The organism is Streptomyces phyllanthi, from assembly GCF_009377205.1.
GTDB lineage: Bacteria > Actinomycetota > Actinomycetes > Streptomycetales > Streptomycetaceae > Streptomyces > Streptomyces phyllanthi.
Genome location: NZ_VJZE01000597.1, coordinates 1 through 4,662 on the forward strand (window position 1 = coordinate 1; position 4,662 = coordinate 4,662).

General features: G+C 70.4%; 5 protein-coding genes. 3 read left to right on the forward strand and 2 right to left on the reverse strand.

Going from position 1 to position 4,662, the window contains the following annotated elements; all coding sequences use genetic code 11:
* The first annotated feature begins 151 nt into the window (after positions 1-151).
* The 3 genes from FNH04_RS41680 (at position 152) to FNH04_RS41690 (ending at position 3,098) form a co-directional block, all read left to right on the forward strand.
* Positions 152-703 carry a SigE family RNA polymerase sigma factor gene (locus tag FNH04_RS41680; RefSeq protein ID WP_152791445.1) on the forward strand — a complete coding sequence of 184 codons (552 nt, stop codon included), beginning with the start codon at positions 152-154 and terminating at the stop codon, positions 701-703.
* The gene (locus FNH04_RS41685) at positions 700-2,052 is read left to right on the forward strand and encodes an outer membrane protein assembly factor BamB family protein (protein WP_152791446.1); all 1,353 of its coding nucleotides are present in this window, start codon (positions 700-702) and stop codon (positions 2,050-2,052) included. Before FNH04_RS41680 ends, FNH04_RS41685 begins: the two co-directional genes overlap by 4 nt.
* A 194-nt stretch (positions 2,053-2,246) precedes the next feature.
* Positions 2,247-3,098, forward strand: a complete 852-nt coding sequence (locus FNH04_RS41690) for a phosphotransferase enzyme family protein (protein ID WP_322725388.1) — start codon at positions 2,247-2,249, stop codon at positions 3,096-3,098.
* 68 nt (positions 3,099-3,166) lie between these two features.
* On the opposite strand, the gene FNH04_RS49175 is transcribed toward FNH04_RS41690, so the two are convergent.
* On the reverse strand, positions 3,167-3,745 hold the full coding sequence (locus FNH04_RS49175; RefSeq protein ID WP_322725390.1) for a GtrA family protein: 579 nt from the start codon (positions 3,743-3,745) through the stop codon (positions 3,167-3,169).
* Between the two features lie 27 nt (positions 3,746-3,772).
* Positions 3,773-4,662, reverse strand: an 890-nt coding sequence (locus FNH04_RS41700) for an alpha/beta fold hydrolase (RefSeq protein ID WP_322725391.1), incomplete at its 5' end; no start/stop codon positions are given.

Sequence of the window (4,662 nt, forward strand, 5' to 3'; positions counted from 1 at the left end):
CCCCCGAGGCCCGCTGCCCGTCCAGCCTGGATGTTCATGTCCTGCCCTGCGAAGGCGATCACCGACTCGGTGTGAACACAGATTCTCGCCCGCCGAGGGATAGCCGCGGCCGGCTCATCGCGTCGTGATGGTTGCCAGAAGGGGAGGGTCGATGAAGGCCTCGAGTCACGACGAGTTCCGGGAATTCGTAGCGATGCGCTCCACCGCGCTGCTGCGGCTCGCGGTGCTGCTCACCGGCGGGGACCGGCATGCCGCGGAGGATCTGCTGCAGATCGCGCTGATGAAGGCATACGGGCGCTGGGCGCACATCGAGCAGCCCGAGGCGTACGTACGCCAGGTCCTGTACCGCCAGCAGGTCAGCCGCTGGCGGCTGCGCAGGCACCGCGCCGAGACGACGGTGCCCGTACTGCCCGAGTCCGGCGGGGACGCCGACGCCGGGTCGGAGTCCGAGTTGCGGATCGCGCTGTGGGCGGCGCTCGGGCAGCTGACGAAGCGGCAGCGGACCGTGGTCGTGCTGCGCTACTTCGAGGATCTGCCGGAGTCCGAGGTCGCGGCGCTGCTGGGGTGTCCGGTCGGCACGGTGCGCAGTACGGCGCACCGGTCGCTCGCCAAGCTCCGGGTGCTCGTACCGGAGCTCGGGCCCGAAGGGCCCGTGGAACAGGTGCAGCCGGTCAGCTACACGCCGAAGGGGGTCCGGGGATGACGACGGAGCAGGTGGAGGAGAAGGTCCGGCAGACGTTGCACGCGGTCGATCTGGACCGGGTGCGGGCGCCCGGGGACCTGGTCGAGAAGGTGGTACGGCGGCGCGGTCGGCGCCGTTTCTCGCAGGCCGCGGGAGCGGCGGTGGCCGTTGTCGCGATCACCGTGGGGGCGGCGTTCGGCTTCGGGGGCGGCGGTGCGGCCGAGCAGGACCGGCCTGTGCGGCCAGCGGTGTCGCCGGAGGGCTGGAAGCCGTGGCAGAGCGACACCCCGGGCGTCAGCGAGCGGGGCTGCCTGGTGGACGGTTCCGCGCTGTACTGCAGCGGGTCCAAGTACGACGTCGCGAAGTTGGACGCCAAGACCGGCGAGCGGCTGTGGACCGTCAAGGTCAATCGCGAGGGCGACGGGATCGACCACCCGTTCGCCGTGCGCGACGGCGTGGTCTACGCCTACCGCAATCACACCGGGGAGAAAGCGCCGAACGCGGACTACGTGGGCGGTACCGATCTGATGGCGGTGGACGCCGACACCGGTGTTCTGCTGTGGAAGGTCGAGATGTCGCAGGACAACCGCACCGATCAGGCCGCCATGCTCATCGACGGCGCGGTGCTGGCCAACACCCCGACGCTGCACACGATGTCGGCCCTCGATCCGCTGACCGGTAAGGAGAAGTGGCGCCATACCTGGGACGAGAACATCGCGTGTCAGCGGGCGGTGCTGAGCGGTGTGCCCTATCTCGCGTGCATGAGGGACGTCGAGGAGCCGGACGGCACCGACGTCTTCCGTCTCGATCCCGCCACCGGAAGGGCCGAGAAGGTCATGACCCTCCCCGGCATGCAGCAGTTCGCCGGGGCCTCGGGGGACCGGCTGTTCCTGCTCGGGGTGAAGGCTTCGGGCAGCAAGGACCTGCAGCTGACCACCATCAGCGGCTCGGGGGAGCGGACCTCACGCGCCTATCGACTCAAGGAGGGGTCGGCCGTCTCGGATGTCCTCGGTGATCGTCTGATCTCCGTGTCCTGGGAGGGCGAGGCCTCGGCCTACTCGCTGACCACGGGAAAGACCCTGTGGACCGCCCCAGTGGGTGTCAAGATGCCCGACGAGGCCACGGCGCCGGAGATCGCCTCTCCCGTGGTGTCGGAGAGGCAGGGGATCGTGTACTTCCTCAGCCCGACCGGAGAGCTGTCCGGCCTCGATCTGCGCACGGGTGAGCAGGTCTGGCGCGGTCACGTCGACATCAGCGAGCCGGGTCCGGGGCCCAGCCTCGGGGTGCCCCAGCTCCTGCTCTACGAGGACGTGCTGGTCGCCCGGGACGGCAGCAGGATCGTCTCCCTTCTGCCGCGGATCGGCGACTGACCGAAGGGCCCCAGGCCGGGGCGGCGCCCCCGCCCCGGCCGGTGATCCACGCGCCGTAGCATCGCCCACTGACCTCCTGCGAACCGCGGCAACTACCATGCCGTACAGGGACTTCGGCGTTGTCGCCGCAGCACATGAGGACGGCACCGCTCGGAGAGTCATGGCAGTGCTCAGGGAAGAGGGGTCGGGGGACGGTGCAGGCGTCAGAGGTCCCGCGTGCGGTGGCCGCGGCCATGTCGACCGCCTCATCACTCGGCCTGACAGTCGACGACGCGATCGTTCTTCAGGACTCGAACAAGCTCACTCTGCGTCTGCTGCCCTGTGACGTCCTGGCCCGGGTGGCACCTGTGGCGGACCAGGTCGCGCAGTTCGAAGTCGATCTTGCGCAGCGGCTCGCCGAATCCGGGTGCCCTGTGGTTGCTCTCGAGCCCCGGGTGGAGCCGCGCGTCCATGAGCGTGACGGCTTCGTGGTCACGCTGTGGACCTACTACGAACCCGTGACACCTCAAGAGGTCTCACCAGCCGACTACGCCGATGCGCTCGAGCGGCTGCACGCCGGCATGCGCGAGCTCGATGTCCCGGCGCCGCACTTCACGGATCGGGTCGAGCAGGCTCAACGACTCCTGGCGGACCGCGACCGCACTCCGGCGCTCGCCGACGCGGACCGGGAGCTGCTCGGCGACACGTTACGAAGCCTGAGACGAGTGATCGGCGAGCGCGGCGGCGCCGCCGAGCAGCTGCTGCACGGCGAGCCGCACCCGGGCAACGTGCTCACCACGAAGAACGGGCTGCTGTTCATAGACCTTGAGACGTGTTGCCGTGGGCCCGTCGAATTCGACCTCGCCCATGCGCCCGAAGAAGTCAGCGAGCACTGTCCGGGTGTCGATCAGGACTTGCTGCGCCAGTGCCGGATCCTCGTGCTGGCGATGATCACAACGTGGCGCTGGGATCGAGGCGACCAACTCCCGAACGGGCGCCGACTGGCCGCGGAGTGGCTCCGCCAGATCCGAGGAGCACTCGATCGCGACGGCCTGGATACCCGTTGAGCCCCGTTGCCCCTCACTGACCCCCGTTGCCCCCACTGACGCCCATTGACACCCGTTGACACCCATGGCTAGGCGTGTGTCGACCGGCCGCTGCCGACCTTGTCGGGCGGGCCCGGCTGCGGGCCCGGCTGCGGCCCCGCCATCGGGTGTCGTCCCGTCGCCGAGTGCCGGTCCGTCGCCGGGTGCGGTGCCGTCGTCGAGTGCCGGTCCGTCGCCGGGTGCGGTGTCGTCGTCGGGTGCGGTGCCCGGTCGTGCGGGGGCTCCCCGGTCGCTGGATGCCCGGTTCTGCGGAGCATGACCGACCGGGTCGCGAGGAACGTGACCGGGACGGCGAGTGCCGTGGCGAGCAGGGGTGCGGTGCGGTTGTCGGCGCCGAGGACTTCCGTGGCGACGCACACGCCCACGGTGGTGAGGGTGAAGTTGGCCGCCACGGTCAGGGGGAAGACCGCGAACTTCCGCCAGGTCGGGCCCGTGCGCCAGGTGAACCAGCAGTTGGCGAAGAACGATCCGACCACGCTCACGGCGAAGGCCAGCACGTGCGCCGCGAGGTACGGGACCGTGGCGCGGAGAAGGAGCAGGTAGAGGCCGTAGTACGTGGCCGTGTTGAAGACGCCGGTCAGCGCGAACCTGGCTATCTGTCCCAGCATCAGCCGCTCATGTCCTCTCCCGCCGTCTCACACTCTCGTCTCCAGTGTGCGGAAGAAGGATCTCAGGGCGGTGTAAAGGCGTTCCGGCTGGTGCAGGTGTACGTCGTGGCCCGCCTCCGCGACGGTCGTGAGGTGGGTGGTGGGGCGGCGGGTCAGCATGTCGGTCACCTCCGGGTCCGGCATGGTGCCCTTGGCGCCTCGTACGACCAGGGTGGGGCAGGTGACGCGGGTCCAGTCCGGCCAGTACGCGGTGGTGGCCAGTTCCGCGATCGCGGCGAGCGTGGTGGAGCGGTCGACTCGGGGGTACCAGCCGTCGGGGCGCTGTTCCAGGTTGCGTGACCAGGCCTCGTGGCCGAAGAAGTCGGTCGCGGAGGCGGGTGTGGGGAACGGGACGGGCCAGCTGTCCAGCCATCCGGCGATGTCGGAGGGAAGGGCGGGGTTGGGGCCGCCCGGGCCCGCCTCGATCAGGACGAGGGAGTGCACCAGGGCTGGGTGGGAGGCCGCGGTGAGGAGGGCCGTGTGACCGCCCAGGGACTGGCCGACGAGGGTGACGGGGGCCAGGTCCAGGGCCTCGATGAGCGCCAGGGTGTCCCGTACGGCGGCGGACCGGGTCATGTCCCGCGGGGTGCGCGTACTGGCTCCATGGCCTCGGGCGTCGTACGTCACCACCCTGTGCCCGTCCGCGAGCAGCGGGGCCAGGAGGTCGTCCCACTCCCCCATGTGGCCGGCCAGGCCGTGCAGGAGGAGGAGTGGGGGCCGGGCCCCACGGACGCCGGTGCCGCTGCCGGTGCCTTTGCCGCCGTTGCCGGTGCCGGTGCCGGTGCCGTGGTCGCGGTAAGCGAGGTGGGTGCCGTCCGGGGTGGTGAGGTGGCCCGTTGTGGGGGCGGAGAACGTCAAGGCCGGGTGTCCTTCATGGG